We start from the raw sequence: 19913 nt of genomic DNA, 5'->3' as shown, positions 1-19913 counted from the left end.
TTTCAACTTCGTCGTTCACGTTGATGATACCAGCTTCAACACGGCCAGTTACAACAGTACCACGACCTTGGATTGAGAAAACGTCTTCGATAGGCATGATGAATGGCTTATCGATGTCACGCTCTGGCTCTGGAATGTAAGTATCTAGTGCTTCTGCAAGCTCTACGATTTTAGCTTCCCATTGCTCTTCACCTTCAAGTGCTTTAAGTGCAGAACCTTGAATTAGTGGTAAGTCATCACCTGGGAAGTCGTATTCAGAAAGAAGTTCACGAACTTCCATTTCTACTAGCTCAAGTAGCTCTTCATCATCAACCATGTCACATTTGTTCATGAACACAACGATGTAAGGAACACCAACTTGGCGAGAAAGTAGGATGTGCTCACGAGTTTGTGGCATAGGACCGTCAGTCGCAGCAACTACTAAGATAGCGCCGTCCATTTGAGCAGCACCAGTGATCATGTTTTTAACATAATCGGCGTGACCAGGACAATCTACGTGTGCGTAGTGACGAGTAGGAGTATCGTACTCAACGTGTGAAGTTGAGATTGTGATACCACGCTCGCGCTCTTCTGGAGCGTTATCGATTGATGCGAAATCTTTAGCAACACCGCCGTATACTTTTGCAAGTACGTTAGTGATTGCTGCAGTTAGTGTAGTTTTACCGTGGTCAACGTGGCCGATTGTACCAACGTTTACGTGCGGTTTTACGCGTTCAAACTTTTCTTTTGCCATGACGGAACCTATCAGTTTTGTGTATCTAGATTACATATGAAAATAATCCACCATAGGTAGATTAAGTTAATTTTTTCAAATTTCAAATAGTTTTTTCTGACAGATAAAGGAAGTGTTTAAGGCGATTCGATTGACTGGTGCTGATAGGCAGATTTGAACTGCCGACCTCACCCTTACCAAGGGTGCGCTCTACCAACTGAGCTATATCAGCATCATCAAATTGGAGCGGGCAGCGGGAATCGAACCCGCATCATCAGCTTGGAAGGCTGAGGTAATAGCCATTATACGATGCCCGCTTTAAGGAACCTGTTCTTAAACTACCTCTAACCGTCTAGAATAAAGTGGTGGAGGGAGCTGGATTCGAACCAGCGAAGGCTGAGCCGTCAGATTTACAGTCTGATCCCTTTGGCCGCTCGGGAACCCCTCCACACTAATTGTTATTGCATTTGGCCCCACTTAACTTAGCCTAAGAAAAGTGGTGGAGGGAGCTGGATTCGAACCAGCGAAGGCTGAGCCGTCAGATTTACAGTCTGATCCCTTTGGCCGCTCGGGAACCCCTCCACGATAATTCTTTACTAAGCACTTCCGGTAAAAGGAAAGTGGTGCCGACTAACCGAGTCGAACGGTTGACCTACTGATTACAAGTCAGTTGCTCTACCAGCTGAGCTAAGTCGGCACTGCTTTAGTACGGGGCGAGATTCTAGAGTAAGGTTTATTGGGATGCAACCAAAAAATTAAAAAAAATGTGATTTAATGCTTCAAATGCTCACTATTCGCGCAAAAAGCTGTTTTTTTGTTGTTTTTAACTCTTTTTAGCTAACTCATACCAGTAATTTAAGCCTTTCATTACTAGCATTGGGTCGAAAATACTCTGTGAAAAATGCCCTTGTAACAGCTGACCATAACCACCCGCAAAAATTAAGAGGCTATTTTTTGTCTTTAAATGCAACCTTGCTTGCTCAATGGCACCCATAGTTGCCACTAAGGCTCCGTTTTTTAACCCATTAGGGGTGTTTTTTCCAAGCTCATTAGCAAATGGCGTGTTTGCATCATCAAATACCCGCTGAGTATTTTGAGTGAGTGATGAGGTCATTAAATCAAGCCCAGGTAATATCCAGCCTCCTAGATGCTGCCCATCATTATTGAGAACGTCTATAGTAGTAGCCGTGCCAGCATCAACAACAATAGCAGCCGTATTAGGGTAAAGCGTATAACCGCTAATAAGCGCCAACCATCTATCTATACCCAAATTACCTACTTGCTGATACGCGCAGCGCAACCCACCAAGCTCACTACTAACCGTAGCCTCAAAACAATCAATATTATGCGTTTTGGCTTGCGCTAATAATTGTTTAAGTAACTCGCTACGACCAACACAAGCGTAAATAACAACCGTAATTTGCTGCCATGAAATATTATTAATATCACATGGCTGTATTTGCCCGTTTTCCCACAATACGGCTTTGAGTGAAGTATTACCTACATCAATTAACAATCTCATGCTTGCGCCTTTCTTAATGAAATCTCGCCGCCATAATAACTTTTTACTTCGCCGTCTTGGCGAATACGTACACCACCGTGCGCATCTATACCTTCACAAATGCCACGCCAACTACGATGCCCAGTATTAAGCTCTACCTGCTCGCCTGCAAACGCATTTAATGCATTCCATTGTTGATACATAGTTTGTAAGCCGTTCTCGCGATATTGCGCTAAGCGCTGCTCTAACCAATAAGTTAATGAAGCTACTAATTGATTTTTATCTAGCTGCTGGGTGTGCTGACTTAAATCTGTCCATGCTTGGTCAATGTGCTGACTTGCACTTTGTGGCATATTTAAATTAATACCAATTCCTATCACCAACTGACAGGGCCCTTGTGGTTGCCCGTCTAATTCAACTAATACGCCAGCGAGCTTTTGTTTGTTTATGTAAATGTCGTTTGGCCACTTTAACTCTACATCAATACCATAAAGTGCGTTTATCGCATCATACACCGCTAAACCAACCGCAATCGATACACCCATAGCGGCTTGTAAACCATCATCTAATCGCCAAAAATAGCTGTAGTATAAGTTGGCACCAAATGGCGATTGCCATACACGCCCTCGACGCCCCCGACCTGCTTGCTGCATTTCGGCAACGATTACCGTGCCCGACTGAAGTGGTGTTTTAGCCTGAATGCGGCGCATTAGTTCGCTGTTGGTTGAATCAATGAGCGGCTGCACTTCAATATTAGCGGTATTTTGCCCTAACTCAGCATAAAGCTGTTGTATTTTTTCCTGATTAAGTAATCCTACTTGGTTATTTAAGCAATAGCCTTTACCTGTAACTTTAAATACATCTAAGCCCATAGCTTGTAGGCTTTGAATGTGTTTACTAACAGCGGCACGACTAATTCCTAATTCCTCTCCTAAAGCTTGCCCAGAGACAAACCCGCCTTTATTAAGCGCATTTAAAATAGCCAGCTTGTTTCCATCAGGTGCTTTCATGCTGATTGCTCCAAAGAGATATGGCATTCATTGTGTTGATCAATTAACCGCACTTCGTGTTCTAAGTTTATGTTATAGCGCGCTAAAACAGTGTTTTGAATATGGGTGATCATGCTGATCAAATCATCCCCTGTACTGTGACCATGGTTAACGAGCACCAAAGCTTGCTGCTGATGCACTTCAATACCGGCAATCTTATATCCCTTTAATCCCGCTTGCTCTATTAACCACCCCGCTGCAACTTTATGATGACCGGCTCCGTGTGGGTAATGAGGTAACTCAGGAAACTGCGCAAGTAACGGCACTAACGCAGCATTCGTAATAATGGGGTTTTTAAAAAAACTCCCAGCATTAGCTAGTTTATAAGGGTCTGGGAGTTTGCTATTGCGTGTTTGTATCACCTGCTCACATACTTGCTGTGGCGTCGGGTTTTTTAGTTGTTGTAGCGGTCCATAACTGAGTACTGGTTGCCATATTTTTGGCAGTTTAAAGTGCACTTGGGTGATCACCGCTTTATTTTTTAACGCGTGTTTAAAAACAGATTCACGATAAGCAAAGTGGCATTGCTGATTAGTTAAAGATTTGAAGCAGTTGCTCTTAATATCAAAATAGTCAACAGCTTCTATAAATTGTGCTATTTCTACACCGTAGGCACCAATATTTTGCACTGGCGCAGCACCGACTGTGCCAGGTATGAGTGCTAAATTTTCAAACCCTGCTATGCTTTGCTCAAGCAAGTAAGTCACTAATTGATGCCAATTTTCACCAGCAGCCGCACTGACTAAAAAATCATTTTCCCGTTCAGTAATATTAATTCCTTGGGTCGCCATTTTAATAACCGTGCCAGCATAATCATTTAAAAAAATGGTATTACTGCCCTCCCCTAACAGACAAAAAGGCGCGTTAAAGCTCTGAGTTTGAAGCTGCGCTGAGTCGGTGATCTCAATAAAAATTTGGCATTGGCTACTTAATGCAAATGTATGTAGGGGTTGTAATGAGTGCGCCACAAGGGTCCTAAAGGTACCAGTAATTAATCGCTCTAGTTTAACTCATCGTCGCAAATTGCGCATCAGCTTGTAAAAATTGTTCAACCCACTGTGGCAATCATGTTATAAAACGGGTACTTTTTTATTTGTACTCAAGGTAATTATGAAAATCAAACCTCTTTTTTTAAGCCTCGCTATGGCCGGTATGTGCTCGCAAGCAATGGCTAGCGCTATTGATCAAAATTCCTACGCCAACCTTGATGATGTTATCACCACGCATTTAAACCTTGATTTAGACATCGACTTTGCCGACAAGCAATTAGAAGGTTTTGTTGAGCATACGCTACAATGGCAAAACGCGAAAAGCACAAAGCTAGTACTTGATACCCGCGATCTTGATATTGATAAAGTGATGTATCAAACAGCCAATGGCAATTGGCATAAAGCCAGTTTTAACCTTGCTAATCGCGACGATGTTAAAGGCTCAAAACTAACCATTACATTTAAAAGCCAAGCTGAAAAAGTCCGTATTTACTACAACAGTCGCCCAGAAGCGTCGGGCTTACAGTGGTTAACGCCAGAGCAAACAGCCAGTAAAACGCACCCGTTTATGTATAGTCAATCGCAAGCGATACATGCACGTAGTTGGATCCCTGTGCAAGATACACCGGCAATGCGTGTGACTTATTCTGCACGTATTCATACCCCTGAAGATGTGCGTGCGGTAATGAGTGCCGATAATAAAGATGCCCTTTATAAAGACGGTGATTACCACTTCAATATGCCACAAGCAATTTCGCCTTACTTAATTGCGATTGGTGCTGGTAACTTAGAATTTAAAGCGATGTCTAAACAAACCGGTATTTTTGCTGAACCGACTATTTTAGATGCCTCAGTTGCTGAATTTAATGACACCCAAGCGATGATCGACAAAACCAATGCGATGTATGGTGAATATGCTTGGGGTCGCTATGACTTACTTATGCTACCGCCCAGCTTCCCATTTGGTGGCATGGAAAACCCGCGTCTATCATTTATTACCCCAACCGTTGTTGCTGGCGATAAAAGCCTCGTTAACCTGATTGCACATGAGCTTGCTCACTCTTGGTCTGGTAACTTAGTAACCAATGCCACATGGGAAGACTTATGGTTAAACGAAGGATTTACCTCTTACGTTGAAAACCGCATTATGGAAGAAGTATTTGGTCGCGACCGTGCAGTAATGGAGCAAGCGCTTGATGCTGCTGGTCTGCGTGCGCAACTTAAAACCATTGATGCACCAGACACTCGCCTTAATTTAAAACTTAATGGCCGCGATCCGGATGATGCGTTTAGCTCAGTGCCTTACACAAAGGGTCAGCTATTTTTAATCTACCTAGAAGAAAAATATGGCCGTGATAAGTTTGATGACTTTGTTAAAACTTACTTTAATGAATTTGCGTTTAAGTCACTAACCACTGCGCAATTTGTGACTTACATCAAGGCTAACTTAATTGAAAAGTACCCTGGTGTAGTGAGCATGGATAAAGTGAACGAGTGGATTTTTGAGCCTGGTTTACCAAGTGATGCACCTAACCCTACCTCTGATGCGTTCGATAAAGTAGATGCTGCAACACAAGCATGGTTAAATGGGGATACAACTGCCGCACAATTACCTACTGCAAATTGGACAGTGCATGAGTGGCTGCACTTTTTAAATAACCTACCGCGCGATTTAAGCATTGAAAAAATGACTGAATTAGACGGCGAGTTTAACTTAACCCAATCAACTAACGCAGAACGCGCATTTGCATGGTACATGCTAGCAGTGGGTAACGGTTACCAACCGATTTACCCTGCGCTTGATAAACACTTATCGGGTATTGGTCGTCGTAAGCTAATAGTGCCACTTTACAAAGCACTTATTACACATGGTAAAAAAGACTGGGCACAAAGCGTGTACTTAAAAGCACGTCCGGGTTATCACCCACTTGCACAAGGTACCATTGACGCGTTATTTGAATAAATAATAGCGTTACCAATAAACTAAAAAGGGCCAATTTGGCCCTTTTTTAATGCTTAATTATTTTGTTACTTTATCTAAAAAGGCCTGCCTTTCAGCGAGCGTTGCTTGTTGCCACCAAAAATCGAGCATATTTGCCGCACTTGGCATGCCTTTTCCATTAATTGGCGTAATCGGTTTAATGGGACGACTCGGTTTTTGCGGGCCCGCTGGGATTGCTGTTGTTTGCTGTTTAAACTGTGCGCTTTGAACTTGTCGTTCGGCAATAATATTTAATGGCTTAGCTAAGGTGCTGCCTTTTGCTTTTAAGCTCACTTGCGGTGCCTCAGCAAATACTTTTGCCGCTACCGCATTTTCAGCACGATTAAATACTAAGGTGTAATCTTTACCCGCTTCAATGGTTACATTCACCCAAAAAGGTTCTGATTCAATCACTTCATGATCGTCATAACCTAAATCATATAAATCTGTGTATTTAAGTTTTAGCTGATAAGTACCCGGTGCTAATTCAACATCATCAACACGACTAAAAAGCGAACTTTCAATTATTCGTTCACCCACTTGCAAAGGAACAAATTCCTCAGGAAAGTGAATATTTTCTGCCAAACTCGATGCACTCACTAAGAGCGCCACTACACTGCCTAATAATATTGATTTACGCATAATTACTCCTTTAGTTGATTTCAGTTTGACACTGCTAGCAAAATTTGTCATTAGTGACACATATATTAATCAAATAAATTAGAGTCATCATTATGAGCCAAGAGACTATTTTTACTAAAATTATTAATCGCGAAATTCCAGCCGATATTATTTACGAAGACGATGACACGCTAGCGTTTAAAGACATTAATCCTCAAGCGCCATTTCATGTATTAATTATTCCCAAGCAACCAATTGCCACTATAAATGATATAAATAATGAAAACTCACATTTAGTTGGTAATTTATACACGGTCGCCGCAAAACTGGCCAAGCAACACAACTTTAGCGATGACGGCTACCGCGTTGTGATGAACTGTAATGAACATGGTGGCCAAACTGTGTATCACATACATTTACATATGCTCGCAGGTAAAGAAATGGGCTGGCCTCCATACCAAGAAACTAAAAAAACGGCGCTATAGTGCTTAGTTAAATCTTAGATTAGTTTAAAAAAATCAAAAATACGGCGTTTTTCTTACTACACGAAAAAAAACAATTACTTATTTGCAACATTTTATGTTTAAATAATCGGAAATCGCACCTTTTCTCCAGTGAAATAATGATTCTCTAATACAAAAGGTGTGTAGGGATTGTGGTAAAATTAATTAGCCAGCTTTATAAAAGAGTAAAAAAACATGAGCAGTTCAGCCTTTTTGTTGTTAGATGAAGAACCAATTAACACTATTGGTATTAACGTTTTAGAGCCATTGTTAAAAACGCAAGGCCTTGACGTAACTACGGGTACAAATATTTTAGATGTTCCGGTAGGTACTCGCTTATTGTTCATTGAAACATCAAGTAAAGACGCATGGACAAAGCTAAAAGAGCAACTCGTTAATTTACGCATCAAGTGCGATATTGTGTTGTTCAATTTAGATGAAAACCCAGAGCTTGCTAATCGCGCATTACTTAGCGGTATTCGTGGTGTATTTTACACCACAGATAATGCCGATGTACTCATGAAAGGGATTCGTTTATTACTCGAAGATCAGCTTTGGTATCGTCGTGACATTATGTGTAATGCGCTTAACCGCATGCTGCAATTTAATAAAGATGCGCTGCATAAGCTAACTGATGGTGATATTGAACCAATAAAGCTAACGAAGCGTGAAAAAGCAATTATCTCGTTAATGAGTAATGGCTCTAAAAATAAAGAAATTGCTGAAGAGTTAAGTATTAGCCCGCATACGGTTAAAACTCATTTATACAGTGCATTTAGAAAAACTAAATGTCGTAACCGTATTGAATTACTTTCTTGGGCACAACAAAACATTCCTGACGAAATTCGTTAACGTTTGTTTGAATAAATACCATACAGGCACTTTAAGTGCCTGTTTTTATATCTTCTTTAAAAAACGCTGTTGGGGTCTTAATGCTCGACTCATTTACGCTTTATTTTGCCAGTATCGCCGTTATAACAGTGATGACGCTACTGAACTTTTTAACCTGGCGTACCAATAAGCATGTTCCCGGCACGTTACTTTATATTTTCTATCCTTTACTGCTATTAGCTGCCATTGTTAGTTTTGCGCTAATAGGCAAAATTCCTGATCAGATTGCCATTACCCTTGCTAATAACATGATGTTTTTAGCTTCTATTGTGCATTGTTTGTCACTGAGTCAATTTTTAAATTATCATGGTCGTGGCCTTAAGTTTGTTTGCCTATTTACAGCGCTCAGCGCTTTGCTGCTTGTTTATTTCACATTTTTACAGCCCTCAATGCGCTCACGGGTATATATTTCTGATCTGCAGCATATTGTAGAGGCCACTTTTTTATTATTTATATTTATAAAATATGCGCGAAAACCCTACCCTAACGCCAGTATTGTTTACATAATTATTTTAACTTTAGTTGCAGCAAGTTTTATTACACGAAGCCTATTTATGGATGACATTGCACAACAGGATGCCATTTTAAATTCATGGTTTAACTCACTGTTATTTTTAAATAGTGTTATTGCCCCCATGTTCTATGCTGCAGGTGTGGCGTTGTTATGTAATGAGCGCAGGGAATTAAGACTTAATAAACTCACCGAAAAAGCTCATAAAGATTTAGAAATTCGCGGACTGTTTTTATCCACCATCAGCCATGAAATACGCACACCACTAAACGGCATATTAGGCAGTGCACAACTAGTATTAAACCAAACCAGCGACAGCCGAAACAAAGCCTATTGTGAGGCCATTATCAACTCAGCAGAGTCACTCAACTTACTGGTAGATAAAGTGCTGGAATACGCAAGCTTAGATCAGCACGACGAAGCCCTGTACGAAGAAGACATAGAGTTTAAAACGTGGCTGCAAAACTTATGTTTGCTTTTAAGCCCTCTGGCCGAACAAAAACAACTTAAATTTGAGCTCGCCTGTAATATCCCCGACAAAGCCTGTTACTACTGCGACCAACAAAAACTCAGACAAATTATTATTAACCTTGTCGGTAATGCGATTAAATTTACCGATACGGGGATGGTAAAAGTACAAATAGACTTAATTAATGAAACCCAGCTAGATCATACCCTTAAAGTAAGCGTACTCGATTCAGGTCCAGGCATTGAAAAAGATGAAATTAATTATTTAACTGAGCCCTACATTCAAAGCAGTGCCGGTAAAGAAAAAGGCGGAACAGGTCTAGGACTGGCTATAACTAGTCGCCTTCTCGATAAAATTAATAGCCAGCTAGAAATTACCAGTGAGCTGGGAGTAGGCAGTGTATTTAGCTTTAACATGACGTTAGCTATTGGTGAGCTTAGTCTCGTAGAGCAACGCCATCAAAGTAAGGACTATTTAACCGGACTCGATGTATTACTTGTTGAAGATTTAGATCTGAACCAAAAAATTGCCGTTGAATTTATGGCTGACGACGAGCATAAAATTAAGCTCGCTAAAGATGGCAAAAGTGCGATTGAGTTGATGAAAAAATACCACTTTGATGTGGTGCTACTTGATATGAACTTACCCGATTTAACAGGGCAACAGGTACTAAAAACTCTCAAACGGGTGGAGCATAAAAATCAGCGAACGCCGGTGCTGGCCTTTACTGCCAGTTTGAGCCCTGATGAAATAAAAGAATACTTAGCACTGGGTATTAAAGACATTGTTGGCAAGCCATTAAAGCAAGAGAAACTACGCCAAGCATTGAGTGATTCACAGTCAACACAAACAGCTAATATTGCTGTCGAGCTGATTGATACGTTATACGATGAAACCGCAACAGACACCCTGACAAGCTCTTTTAGTATTGATGAAGTATCTTCTATCTATAATGAATTTATTCTTTCTGCTCGTAATAAGCTGAGCCGTTGCCAAGCTTTATTAGAGCAAGACACCGAGCAATGCATTAAGTTATTACATCGCCAAGCTAGCACCGCTATGCAACTTGGTTTTAATAGCTATGGACTAGCTCTAAAAAAAATTGAGCGACGCTTACTAGATAAAAAACCATTAAATAACTCGTTAAATGAAGCCAGCACACTGTGGCAACACAGTTTAGAGGCGTATTTAAAGTATGTACGGCAAGGACTAGGGTAAAAACGGGCTACGGGCTACGGGCTACGGGCTACGGGCTACGGGCTACGGGCTACGGGCTACCAAGTTTTACTGCAGTGACAAATAATCAAGCATTTTCACTATTTATACTGTTATTTTCTGCCGTATATATCGTCAAATCGCTCTATATCGCTTTCATCTAAAATGGCACCCGTTTGCACTTCAATAACAACTAAGGGCTCGGGCTGATTATTCGCTAAACTGTGCAGCTGTTTTGCAGCAATATAACAAGACTGGTCATGGGTAAGCGTTAAGCTTTGCTGGTCAATACATATATCTGCAGTGCCCGACACCACAACCCAATGCTCAGCGCGATGCTGATGACGCTGCGTTGAGAGCCTAGCCCCACTATTAACGGTTATTTTTTTTACTTTAAAACCGATACTTTCTACCAGCGTACGATAGTTTCCCCAAGGGCGGTAAACCACCTGATGATGCGTCAGTTTGTTATTATGTGTTGTTGTCAATTGCTTGAGTAATAACGGGAGGGCATCAAGCGCATTTTGATCAGCAATTAAAGTGGCGTCGTGGGTATGAATAACCGCTAAATCGCTTACCCCTAACGTCGCTATTGTGTGTCCATCTTCGCTAATAACTAAGTTGTTACTACTGTTTTGGGCGATATGTTCTTGATGTGGGCTATTACCTTGTGGCTCTTTTTTACTTAGCGCTGCGAGTGCGGAAAAACTGCCCACATCGCTCCAATTTAATGCAACGGGCATTACCACCACATTATTACTGCGCTCTAAAATAGCGTAGTCAATCGAGTCACTTGGGCAAGATTCAAGTGCATTAGTATTTGCTCTAGTAAACGCTAAGTCTTGTTTAAAATCAGTGGCACTAGCAACACTTTTAGCTATTTTTGGCGCAAAGCGTTCCAGCTCTTTTAGATATGCAGCGGGAGTAAATAAAAACATGCCACTGTTCCAACTATAACCGCCCTCAGTTAAATAGGTTGATGCAGTTGCTAAATCAGGTTTTTCTTTAAACTGGTCTACCTCAAAGCAAGCAGTACCTATAATTGCTGTGCCCTGTTTGATATAGCCATAACCGGTATGCGACTCTGTTGGCGTAATTGAAAATGTAACTAATTTACCTTGCTCAGCCAGTGTCACCGCATCAGATAACTGAGCAGTTAATGGCGTAAAATCTTCAATATAATGATCGGCAGGCATCACCAACAAAGGACCTGTAATATTATTTTTTAATGCATAGTGCGCGGCAAGGGCAATGGCTGGTGCGGTATTTTTGCCTTCTGGCTCAAGTACTATGGCATGGGGCTTTGCAAATGCTGCCTGCTGCGCGGCAATAAATCGATGCTGCTCATTACAGATCAAAATAGCGGGATTAAAGTCCTCAGTTGCAACACGCACTAACGTGCTTTGCAATAACGACTGCTGGTTTTTATTATCAAGCAAAGATAAAAACTGCTTTGGCATTGCTTGGCGCGACAGCGGCCAAAGCCGTGTGCCAATGCCGCCAGCTAAAATTACCGGTGTAATAAGGGTTGTATTCATAAAGCCGCCAATAAAAATATCAGCGGCTATTTTAGCACTTTATCGGCTGGGCGCTAATTTATACCAATGTAAAAGCATCGGCATCTAAATGTGCCGGAAATTTAGCTCTAAACTCATCAAGCGGCGCTTTATTTAACGTGATTGTTAGTAGTGCTTGCTGGTCGTCATTCGCTTTAATCAGTGGCTCACCTTTAAAGTCATACACTGCAGTTCCACCACTGTGAGCAATACCATTGCCATCTTCACCAACCCGGTTTACGCCAACCACGTAGCATAGGTTTTCCATTGCTCGTGCCATTAATAAAGTGTCCCATACATTGCGCCTTGCTGCTGGCCAATTGGCAATATTTATCATCACGTCGTAGTCATTGTTATTGCGCTGAAACACCGGAAACCGTAAGTCGTAGCATACTTGTGGCAATATTTTAAACCCATTGAGTTCAAACACTTCACGCGTTTGTCCTGCTACTACAAATTCGCCCTCGTTACCCAAACAAAATAAGTGGCGCTTATCGTAATAACGTACCTCACCACTTGGTTGTACCCAGTAAAACCGATTCGCTTTTTTACTTCCTTGGGTTACCAATACCGAGCCTGCAATTACCGCATTATAGTGCTTCGCCTGTGCCTTGAGCCAACTCAGTACTGAGCCATTTTCAGCTTCGCCACAGTCAAGGTTAACAGCAAATCCAGTGGCAAAGGTTTCAGGAAGTACAATTAAATCAGGTTGATTGGTGATGTTAGCAAGCTGTTTTTCAAACATCGCTAAATTGGCTTTTTTATCGAGCCAATGCAGCGAGCTTTGTAATAATGCTAAGGTTAAAGTTGACATAAAATATGTGCCGCCTCTATTAAGGTTTGATCATTTTTAGCAAAACATAAACGAATAACCTTATCATTGCTTGGTTGCTGATAAAACACGCTCAGTGGAATGGCTGCAACGCCTGCTTGTTCTGCTAACCATTGGCAAAATTCTACGTCATTTAAATCCGATACATCACTGTAATCAAGCAGTAAAAAGTAGGTGCCTTCACTTGGTAAAATGCTAAAGCGGCTATCTTGTAGAGCATTACTGAGCACATCGCGTTTTTGTTGATAAAACTCACTTAGCGCATCCACATGCTCACCTTGCTGTTCTAACATATCGGCGAGTGCATGTTGCGCAGGCGTGAAGCTTGAAAAAGCCACATATTGGTGAATTTTACGAAACTCGACCGCAAGTGTAGCGGGTGCGATGCAGTAACCCATTTTCCAACCAGTGCTATGAAAAGTCTTGCCAAAGCTTGAGATCACAAAGCTGCGAGCAAACAATTCCTCATCTCGTAACACACTTAAATGTGGTTGCTGATCAAAAGTAATATGCTCGTATACTTCATCACTTATCAGGTATAAATCATGCTCGATGACTAAGGCTTTTAGGGCATTAATATCGTGCTGTTTTAACGTTTTACCACTTGGGTTATGTGGAGTGTTGATAATAATAGCCCGCGTTTTGCTATTAATAGCCGCAGCCACCGTTTGCCAGTCAATTACATAACTCGGAGCATGCAGAGCAATATTAACTGACTTACCACCGGCCAATTCAATCGCAGGCTGGTAAGAGTCATAAGCGGGGTCAAATACAATGACTTCATCACCTTCGCGCACTAGCGCTTGAATGGCAACAAACAGCGCCTCGGTTGCCCCTGAGGTTACCGTTACTTGCTGCGCGGCATCTATTTCAATCGCATATTTTCGTTTTGCTAACTGGGCAATTTGTTGCTGCAGGCGCGGTACACCAGATGAAGGTGAATATTGATTAACTCCTTCAAGCACATAATGATTAAGCTGTTTTTTAAGTAGCTCAGGCGCATCAAACTCAGGAAAGCCCTGCGATAAATTAATCGCTTCGAATTGATTTGCTAAAGCAGTCATTTGACTAAAAATACTGGTGCCTAAATTTGGCAATTTACTTTCAAACACTGGTTACCCTTAATGATGGTTTTACGCCCAAAGCGATGCTATCATTGCTTAAAACAGAAGTATAGCCGTCTAAATCAAATAGCTTTATGCTCATTAGTGAGGAATGTATGCAAAACAATACCGCTATTTCAGAACTTATTGAAGCCGGAAAATGGGTCAGTCAAAAAGGTTGGGTACCCGCAACAGGTGGAAACTTTTCAGCTCGCACCAGTACGGGCTTTGTAGTCACAGCCAGTGGCCACGACAAAGGCGCGTTAATGCCTGAGCATTTTCTACAATTAAATCATTTAGGTGAGCGTGTTGCAGGGGCAATAAAACCCTCAGCCGAAACACAACTGCATTTGAGCTTGTATCAACTTATTCCTGACGCGCAATATGTTTTGCATACTCACTCGGTAGCGGCAACTGTACTTTCAAATATTATTCAACGCCATCAGCTTGAACTAACCGGCTACGAGATGCAAAAAGCGCTCAGCGGTATTACATCGCACTTAGAATCACTGGCCATCCCTATTTTCGATAACGATCAAGATATAGACCGTTTAAGCCTACTTGTGAGCGACCATCACTTACACTCACCAATTAAGCATGCCGTATTGATCAGAGGTCATGGTTTATATGCTGTTGGCCGTAACATTGATGAAGTTCGCCGCCATTTAGAGGCATTAGAGTTTTTATTTAGTTGCGAGCTAGAACGCTTAAAAATAACAGGAACCGCACTATGATCAAAGCATTGCTAACTGATATTGAAGGCACTATTACGCGTATTTCGTTTGTAAAAGATGTGCTATTTCCTTATGCCGCACAACAACTGCCTGCATTTGTGCGCAGTCACACAGAACAGCCTGAAGTAGCAGAACAAATTAGCGCTGTAAAAGCTGAAATTAACGAGCCTAATGCCGATATCGACACCGTTATTAGCACTTTACTTACTTGGATTGAAGAAGATAAAAAAATAACGCCACTTAAGCAATTACAAGGTTTAATTTGGCAAACAGGCTATGAAAACAGTGATTTTACTGGTCACTTATACCCAGATGCTTATCAATTTTTACAACAACAAAAGCAAGCTGGCCAACAGTTATACGTTTATTCGTCGGGCTCTGTGAAAGCACAGCATTTAATTTTTCAGTATTCTGACTTTGGCGATATTCGCCCACTATTTAGTGATTACTTTGACACCAAAGTAGGCGCCAAACAAGCGCCAAGCGCCTATGAAAACATAATAACGCAATTGCCTTTTAACCCAGACGAAGTATTGTTTTTAAGTGATGTAGTTGCAGAGCTTGATGCTGCAAAAACCGCTGGGCTTAAAACCTTACATTTAATTCGCGATGGGCAAGAAAGCTCATCAAAGCACAGCTACATTAACGATTTTAGTCAATTTAAAGCGGAGCATTTAGCATGAGCCAACTCACTATTTTTGCAGATTCTGACGCCACTAATGCACTGCTGACCAGTAACGATGTTCAAAATATTGCCACTGAACTTGCTAAGGTTAATGTGCGTTTTGAGCAATGGCAGGCAAATACCGAGATCACTGAAAGCACCAGCAATAATGATATTTTAACTGCCTACAGCGGCGATATTGAACGCTTAAAACAGCAAGGCGGCTATCAAACTGTTGACGTTATATCACTAGCTAAAGGCAACCCTGATGCTGCAGAATTGCGCAAAAAATTTTTATTTGAACACACTCACAGCGAAGACGAAGTACGCTTTTTTGTCAAAGGCCAAGGGTTATTTTGCTTACACATTGGCAGTAAAGTGTACCAAGTACTTTGCCAACAAGGCGATTTGATCTCAGTACCTGAACTGACACCTCATTGGTTTGATATGGGTAGCGACCCAGAATTTACCGCTATTCGTCTATTTAACAATACACAAGGTTGGGTAGCACAAAGCACGGAATCACCGATTGCAGAGCAATTTCCATTATTACCGTAAGTTAATCATTCAAAACCCTGGTCCACACTAATAAACATAACGTGGACCAAACGCATCGCAAAATTACTTCAGCTTTAAGAGCACGCCATTTTCCACCTGACTCTGGTTATAAACACCGGTATCTAACACCCACCCAGTAACCAACTTTGCGGGTGTTACATCAAATGCGGGGTTATATACATTAGCATTAGTGGGAGCCCACAATGCCTCGCCAAAACTACCACTAACACCACGCACTTCTTGTGGATTACGTTGCTCTATTTCTATATCGCTACCTTGGGCAGTCTTTACATCAAGCGTAGTAACCGGTGCCACCACATAAAATGGAATATTATGAAAATGCGCAAGCACCGCTAAATTATAAGTACCGACTTTATTGGCAAAGTCGCCATTAGCAGCAATACGATCAGCCCCTACAACAATTTTATCTACCTTACCTGCAGCCATTAAACTGGCCGCCATGTTATCGCAAATTAGCGTGTAAGGTATTTGCCAACGCTCCAATTCAAACGCAGTTAAACGCCCACCTTGTAGTAAGGGGCGCGTTTCATCCACCCACACATGGACATTGCCATGGACTTGTTGTGCTTTATAAATAACACCCAATGCAGTACCTATGCCCGCAGTGGCTAAAGCGCCTGTATTACAGTGAGTTAATATATTGTCGCCGCTATTTATTAGCTTAGCCCCACGCGTTGCCATGCGTTCACATAGCTCAATGTCTTCAACAAATAACTGCTCAGCCGTTGCAACAATACTGGCAACATAATCAGTTTGTTTAAGCGCTTGGCGCAACGCCGCCATACAATGCATTAAGTTAACCGCTGTTGGGCGAGTGGCTTCTAGCTCATTTATGGCGGTTGCAAGCGCGTCTCTAGTCATACCTTGCTCAGCTAAATAAGCAATTAATAAACTGGCCCCTAAGCCTATAAGTGGCGCACCACGCACTTTTAAGCTGATGATCAGCTCTTTCATGGTCTCTACAGTGTGGCATTCATGCCACACTTGTTGATGAGGAAGCAAATATTGATCAAGTACGCTCAGCGTACTATTTTCATATTTTAAACTGCTTGCGATTAAATTTTGCATAAGGCTCAAAAGATTAGAAGTGCGTAGGGTTATTTTACACCACTTTGAAGAACTCTCAAGTTAGACTTGTAGACATCTAAACATTTAAAGGTATAGAATGCTTAAATGCATCTTTATTGAGAATAAAACCATGACTAACTATGTTGCTTTTAATGCACAGCACGCTATTAATTACATCAATTCGTTAATTGAATCTAATCAATACGACTTTTTTAAGCCGGGGCAAGCGCTTACCGCTTATGAATTTGGTGACGGTAATCTCAACTTAGTATTTAGAATTACGGATGAGCAAAACAACTGTATTATATTAAAGCAAGCTTTACCGTATGCGCGTTGTGTTGGTGAGTCGTGGCCATTAACACTTGATAGGGCACGAATTGAGGCAGAAGTTTTACTTAATCATGGGACTATTTGCCCTGCGCATACGGTTACTGTTTTACATTACAATAAAGACTTAGCCCTGACCATTTTAGAAGATTTAGGTGATATGCAAATTTTGCGAACAGCGCAAAATAATGCTGAACAATTTCCAAACCTTGCTCACCACGTAGCTGTGTATTTAAGCCAAACGGGCTTTTATAACTCTGACTTTTATTTATTAGCGCAAGATAAAAAAGCACGTATTAGCCAATTTACTAACCCTGAATTGTGCCAAATTACTGAAGATTTATTTTTTAGCGATCCGTACACAGAGCATGAACGCAACAACTATCCGGCACAATTACAAACTGAAGTTGAGGCTATTCGTAAAAATGGGGCATTAAAACTTGAAGTAGCAAAGCTAAAAGCTAACTTTTTATCGAACCCACAAACCTTGTTGCATGGCGATATGCACAGCGGAAGTATTTTTGTTAATCAAACTACCACTAAAATGATCGACCCTGAGTTTGGCTTTTTTGGCCCTATTGGCTTTGATATTGGATCTTTTATCGGTAACTTACTACTAAATTACTGTGCTCAGCACGGTCGCATTGACGACTTTGTAGCACGTCGTAATTATCAAACCCATTTATTAAGTACATTGGTTGAATGCTACGCCACATTTGAACAACAGTGGTTTGAGCTCATAAATAAGCAAACAACTGATGAGACACTTAAAGCTTCAGGCTACGCAGAGTATTTTATGAAACATGTTTTACAAGATGCTATTGGCTACTGTGGCATAGAGCTAATTAGACGCACTATAGGCCTTGCTAATGTAATTGATATAGAAGGCATTACCGATGAGGCCGCACGGTTAAACGTACAAAAACAAACATTAGCACTGGGTGAGCAATTGATTTTAAATGCCCACACTTGCGATACTAAAGACGCGTTTTTCAGCTTGCTAATAAGCCATTTAAATTAGGGTCTGTTTGACCCTAAACTAAGTCTTTATTTTATTAAAAAAGGCGCTTTAAGCGCCTTTTAAGCTATATTTAATGATAGTGCTCGTACATTTTATCTAGTGGCTCAGAAAGACCGCTCTCTTGCACTATACGCACATGTTTGCGTTTTAATTCGCGAGCACTGGTAACGCCACAAGAATGTGCAATAAGCCCCGCACCGTAATGAATGTATTTATTATAATTTGCGACCCGCTGAGCTTTATCCTCAACATTTAAACCACGCTGTAAACGTTCATTATGCGTAGTAATTCCTGTGGGGCAGGTATCTTTATTACATTGCATAGCCTGAATGCAGCCTAGTGCAAACATATGTCCACGTGCAGACACAACAAAGTCGGCACCTAGTGCTAATGCCCACGCAACTTTTGAGGGCACAATTAATTTGCCAGAGACAATAATTTTAACTCGCTCTCTAAGGCCATGCTTTTTTAGTAACTGAATAACTAAAGGAAGACTTTCTTTTAGCGGTAACCCCACCGAATCGAGTAAAGACTGAGGCGCAGCGCCGGTACCACCATCAGCACTATCAATGGTAATGAAGTCGGGTGCAGACTCAATACCACGATGATTTATCTCGGCAAATAAACTTTCTAACCAAGCATGTTCACCAATTACCGCTTTAAAGCCTGTCGGTTTACCGGTTGTACTTCTTATCGTGGTGAGCATGTCTAAAATATCGTTTGGATTTTTTATTTCTGGGTGCCCATTTGGGCTAATTGAATCCTGCCCCTCAGGTATGCCTCTTATTTTAGCAATTTCAGCATTCACTTTTCGCCCAGGTAACATACCGCCTTTACCTGGCTTGGCACCTTGGCTCATTTTCAGCTCAAACATTTTAACTGCTGGGTGTGCAGCAACGGCTTTTAGTTTTTCTGTGCTTAAATTTCCCTGCTCGTCGCGTACACCATATTTAGCCGTACCAATTTGAAACACGATATCGGCACCACCTTCTAAGTGATACGGACTAAGTCCGCCTTCTCCCGTGTTCATCCAACAACCGGCTAATTTTGCCCCCTTTGAGAGTGCACGAACAGCAGGACTGGATAACGCGCCAAAGCTCATGCCCGATATATTAAATAACGAATTTGTGGTGTAAGGAAATTTACAATAAGGCCCAAGCGTTACGTTGCTAGGCGCTAGGGCTTCTTCATCTAAGGTAGGAAATGCGCAGTTCATAAACATTACGGTGCCTGTCGTTTCTAAGCTTTGGGTTGAACCAAAAGCAGCCGTATGATCAACATCTTTAGCAGCCCGATATACCCAACTGCGTTCGGCGCGATTAAAGGGCATTTCTTCACGGTCGAGAGCAAAAAAATACTGACGAAAAAACTCACCTTGGCGTTCAAAAAAGTAGCGAAAACGTCCAATTACAGGATAATTACGCCTAATAGCATGCTTTGTTTGGGTAACATCTCGAACATAAAAAATAGCAATTAATATAACCAGCAATCCAAATACAACAATAAATAAGCTGGCAAACACATCGATACTGAACATTATAAATTGACTCATTACTTATCCTTAAATGCTAAAAAAGCGTGATGTCA

18 protein-coding genes and 5 tRNA genes are annotated in these 19913 nt (G+C 41.3%); 8 read left to right on the top strand and 15 right to left on the bottom strand.

All coding sequences use genetic code 11. From position 1 onward, the window contains the following. From N523_RS0107730 to murB, 9 genes are all read right to left on the bottom strand, one after another. On the bottom strand, positions 1-733 hold a 733-nt coding region (locus N523_RS0107730; protein ID WP_028835962.1), incomplete at its 3' end, for an elongation factor Tu. 135 nt (positions 734-868) lie between these two features. Further along, positions 869-944, bottom strand: a tRNA-Thr gene (locus N523_RS0107725). 10 nt (positions 945-954) lie between these two features. Beyond that, positions 955-1029, bottom strand: a tRNA-Gly gene (locus N523_RS0107720). 46 nt (positions 1030-1075) lie between these two features. Next, positions 1076-1160 (bottom strand) — tRNA-Tyr (locus tag N523_RS0107715). 49 nt (positions 1161-1209) lie between these two features. Further along, a tRNA-Tyr gene (locus tag N523_RS0107710) sits at positions 1210-1294 on the bottom strand. Positions 1295-1333: 39 nt separating this feature from the next. Next, positions 1334-1409, bottom strand: a tRNA-Thr gene (locus N523_RS0107705). A gap of 126 nt (positions 1410-1535) precedes the next feature. Further along, entirely contained in the window at positions 1536-2234 is a 699-nt protein-coding gene (locus tag N523_RS0107700) for a type III pantothenate kinase (RefSeq protein ID WP_024602234.1), read from the bottom strand. Next, entirely contained in the window at positions 2231-3223 is a 993-nt protein-coding gene (gene birA / locus N523_RS0107695) for a bifunctional biotin--[acetyl-CoA-carboxylase] ligase/biotin operon repressor BirA (RefSeq protein ID WP_028834675.1), read from the bottom strand. Before birA ends, N523_RS0107700 begins: the two co-directional genes overlap by 4 nt. Further along, positions 3220-4230 carry a UDP-N-acetylmuramate dehydrogenase gene (gene murB, locus N523_RS0107690; RefSeq protein ID WP_028834676.1) on the bottom strand — a complete coding sequence of 337 codons (1011 nt, stop codon included), beginning with the start codon at positions 4228-4230 and terminating at the stop codon, positions 3220-3222. Before murB ends, birA begins: the two co-directional genes overlap by 4 nt. A gap of 142 nt (positions 4231-4372) precedes the next feature. Here murB and N523_RS0107685 point away from each other — a divergent pair, with 142 nt between their 5' ends. Next, positions 4373-6214: a M1 family metallopeptidase gene (locus N523_RS0107685; RefSeq protein WP_028834677.1), complete on the top strand. Its 1842-nt coding sequence runs from the start codon at positions 4373-4375 to the stop codon at positions 6212-6214. 57 nt (positions 6215-6271) lie between these two features. Here the strand turns inward: N523_RS0107685 and N523_RS0107680 are convergent, their stop codons facing one another. Further along, on the bottom strand, positions 6272-6874 hold the full coding sequence (locus tag N523_RS0107680) for a DUF2057 domain-containing protein (protein ID WP_028834678.1): 603 nt from the start codon (positions 6872-6874) through the stop codon (positions 6272-6274). A 92-nt stretch (positions 6875-6966) separates the two neighbouring features. Here N523_RS0107680 and N523_RS0107675 point away from each other — a divergent pair, with 92 nt between their 5' ends. The 3 genes from N523_RS0107675 (at position 6967) to N523_RS0107665 (ending at position 10445) form a co-directional block, all read left to right on the top strand. Continuing rightward, the gene (locus N523_RS0107675; RefSeq protein ID WP_013466185.1) at positions 6967-7338 is read left to right on the top strand and encodes a histidine triad nucleotide-binding protein; all 372 of its coding nucleotides are present in this window, start codon (positions 6967-6969) and stop codon (positions 7336-7338) included. 213 nt (positions 7339-7551) lie between these two features. Then, a complete protein-coding gene (locus tag N523_RS0107670) occupies positions 7552-8208 on the top strand; it encodes a helix-turn-helix transcriptional regulator (protein WP_008108518.1) in 657 nt (218 codons plus the stop codon). Between the two features lie 80 nt (positions 8209-8288). Further along, positions 8289-10445 (top strand): response regulator, encoded by a 2157-nt coding sequence (locus N523_RS0107665; protein ID WP_028834679.1) that lies wholly within the window; start codon positions 8289-8291, stop codon positions 10443-10445. A gap of 110 nt (positions 10446-10555) precedes the next feature. Here the strand turns inward: N523_RS0107665 and N523_RS0107660 are convergent, their stop codons facing one another. From N523_RS0107660 to N523_RS0107650, 3 genes are read right to left on the bottom strand one after another with little or no spacing between them, the layout of a single operon-like run. Beyond that, on the bottom strand, positions 10556-11980 hold the full coding sequence (locus N523_RS0107660; protein WP_028834680.1) for a mannose-1-phosphate guanylyltransferase/mannose-6-phosphate isomerase: 1425 nt from the start codon (positions 11978-11980) through the stop codon (positions 10556-10558). 58 nt (positions 11981-12038) lie between these two features. Continuing rightward, positions 12039-12812, bottom strand: coding sequence for an amidohydrolase (locus tag N523_RS0107655; RefSeq protein ID WP_028834681.1), 774 nt, complete (start codon positions 12810-12812; stop codon positions 12039-12041). Then, entirely contained in the window at positions 12800-13942 is a 1143-nt protein-coding gene (locus N523_RS0107650; protein WP_028834682.1) for a methionine aminotransferase, read from the bottom strand. Before N523_RS0107650 ends, N523_RS0107655 begins: the two co-directional genes overlap by 13 nt. A gap of 107 nt (positions 13943-14049) precedes the next feature. Between N523_RS0107650 and N523_RS0107645 the strand changes: the two genes are divergently transcribed. Genes N523_RS0107645 through N523_RS0107635 form a run of 3 tightly spaced genes read left to right on the top strand, consistent with a single transcriptional unit; the run spans position 14050 to position 15889 of the window. Then, a complete protein-coding gene (locus N523_RS0107645; protein WP_013466190.1) occupies positions 14050-14667 on the top strand; it encodes a methylthioribulose 1-phosphate dehydratase in 618 nt (205 codons plus the stop codon). Continuing rightward, positions 14664-15350 (top strand): acireductone synthase, encoded by a 687-nt coding sequence (gene mtnC, locus N523_RS0107640; RefSeq protein ID WP_028834683.1) that lies wholly within the window; start codon positions 14664-14666, stop codon positions 15348-15350. Before N523_RS0107645 ends, mtnC begins: the two co-directional genes overlap by 4 nt. After that, entirely contained in the window at positions 15347-15889 is a 543-nt protein-coding gene (locus N523_RS0107635; protein WP_028834684.1) for a 1,2-dihydroxy-3-keto-5-methylthiopentene dioxygenase, read from the top strand. The genes mtnC and N523_RS0107635 overlap by 4 nt, the downstream gene beginning before the upstream one ends. A 63-nt stretch (positions 15890-15952) precedes the next feature. Here the strand turns inward: N523_RS0107635 and mtnA are convergent, their stop codons facing one another. Further along, complete coding sequence (mtnA, locus tag N523_RS0107630; RefSeq protein ID WP_028834685.1) at positions 15953-16978, bottom strand: S-methyl-5-thioribose-1-phosphate isomerase; 1026 nt, start codon at positions 16976-16978, stop codon at positions 15953-15955. Positions 16979-17108: 130 nt separating this feature from the next. On the opposite strand from mtnA, the gene mtnK reads away from it, so the two are divergent. Continuing rightward, positions 17109-18326, top strand: coding sequence for an S-methyl-5-thioribose kinase (mtnK, locus tag N523_RS0107625; protein WP_028834686.1), 1218 nt, complete (start codon positions 17109-17111; stop codon positions 18324-18326). Between the two features lie 70 nt (positions 18327-18396). Here mtnK and N523_RS0107620 read toward each other — a convergent pair whose 3' ends face one another. Beyond that, positions 18397-19878 (bottom strand): FMN-binding glutamate synthase family protein, encoded by a 1482-nt coding sequence (locus N523_RS0107620; RefSeq protein WP_016899068.1) that lies wholly within the window; start codon positions 19876-19878, stop codon positions 18397-18399. Positions 19879-19913: the final 35 nt, after the last annotated feature.

The organism is Pseudoalteromonas sp. 23_GOM-1509m (assembly GCF_000518425.1).
Lineage (GTDB): Bacteria > Pseudomonadota > Gammaproteobacteria > Enterobacterales > Alteromonadaceae > Pseudoalteromonas > Pseudoalteromonas tetraodonis.
Note: the sequence above shows the minus strand (reverse complement) of the source record. Positions and strands in the feature narration are given on the sequence as shown.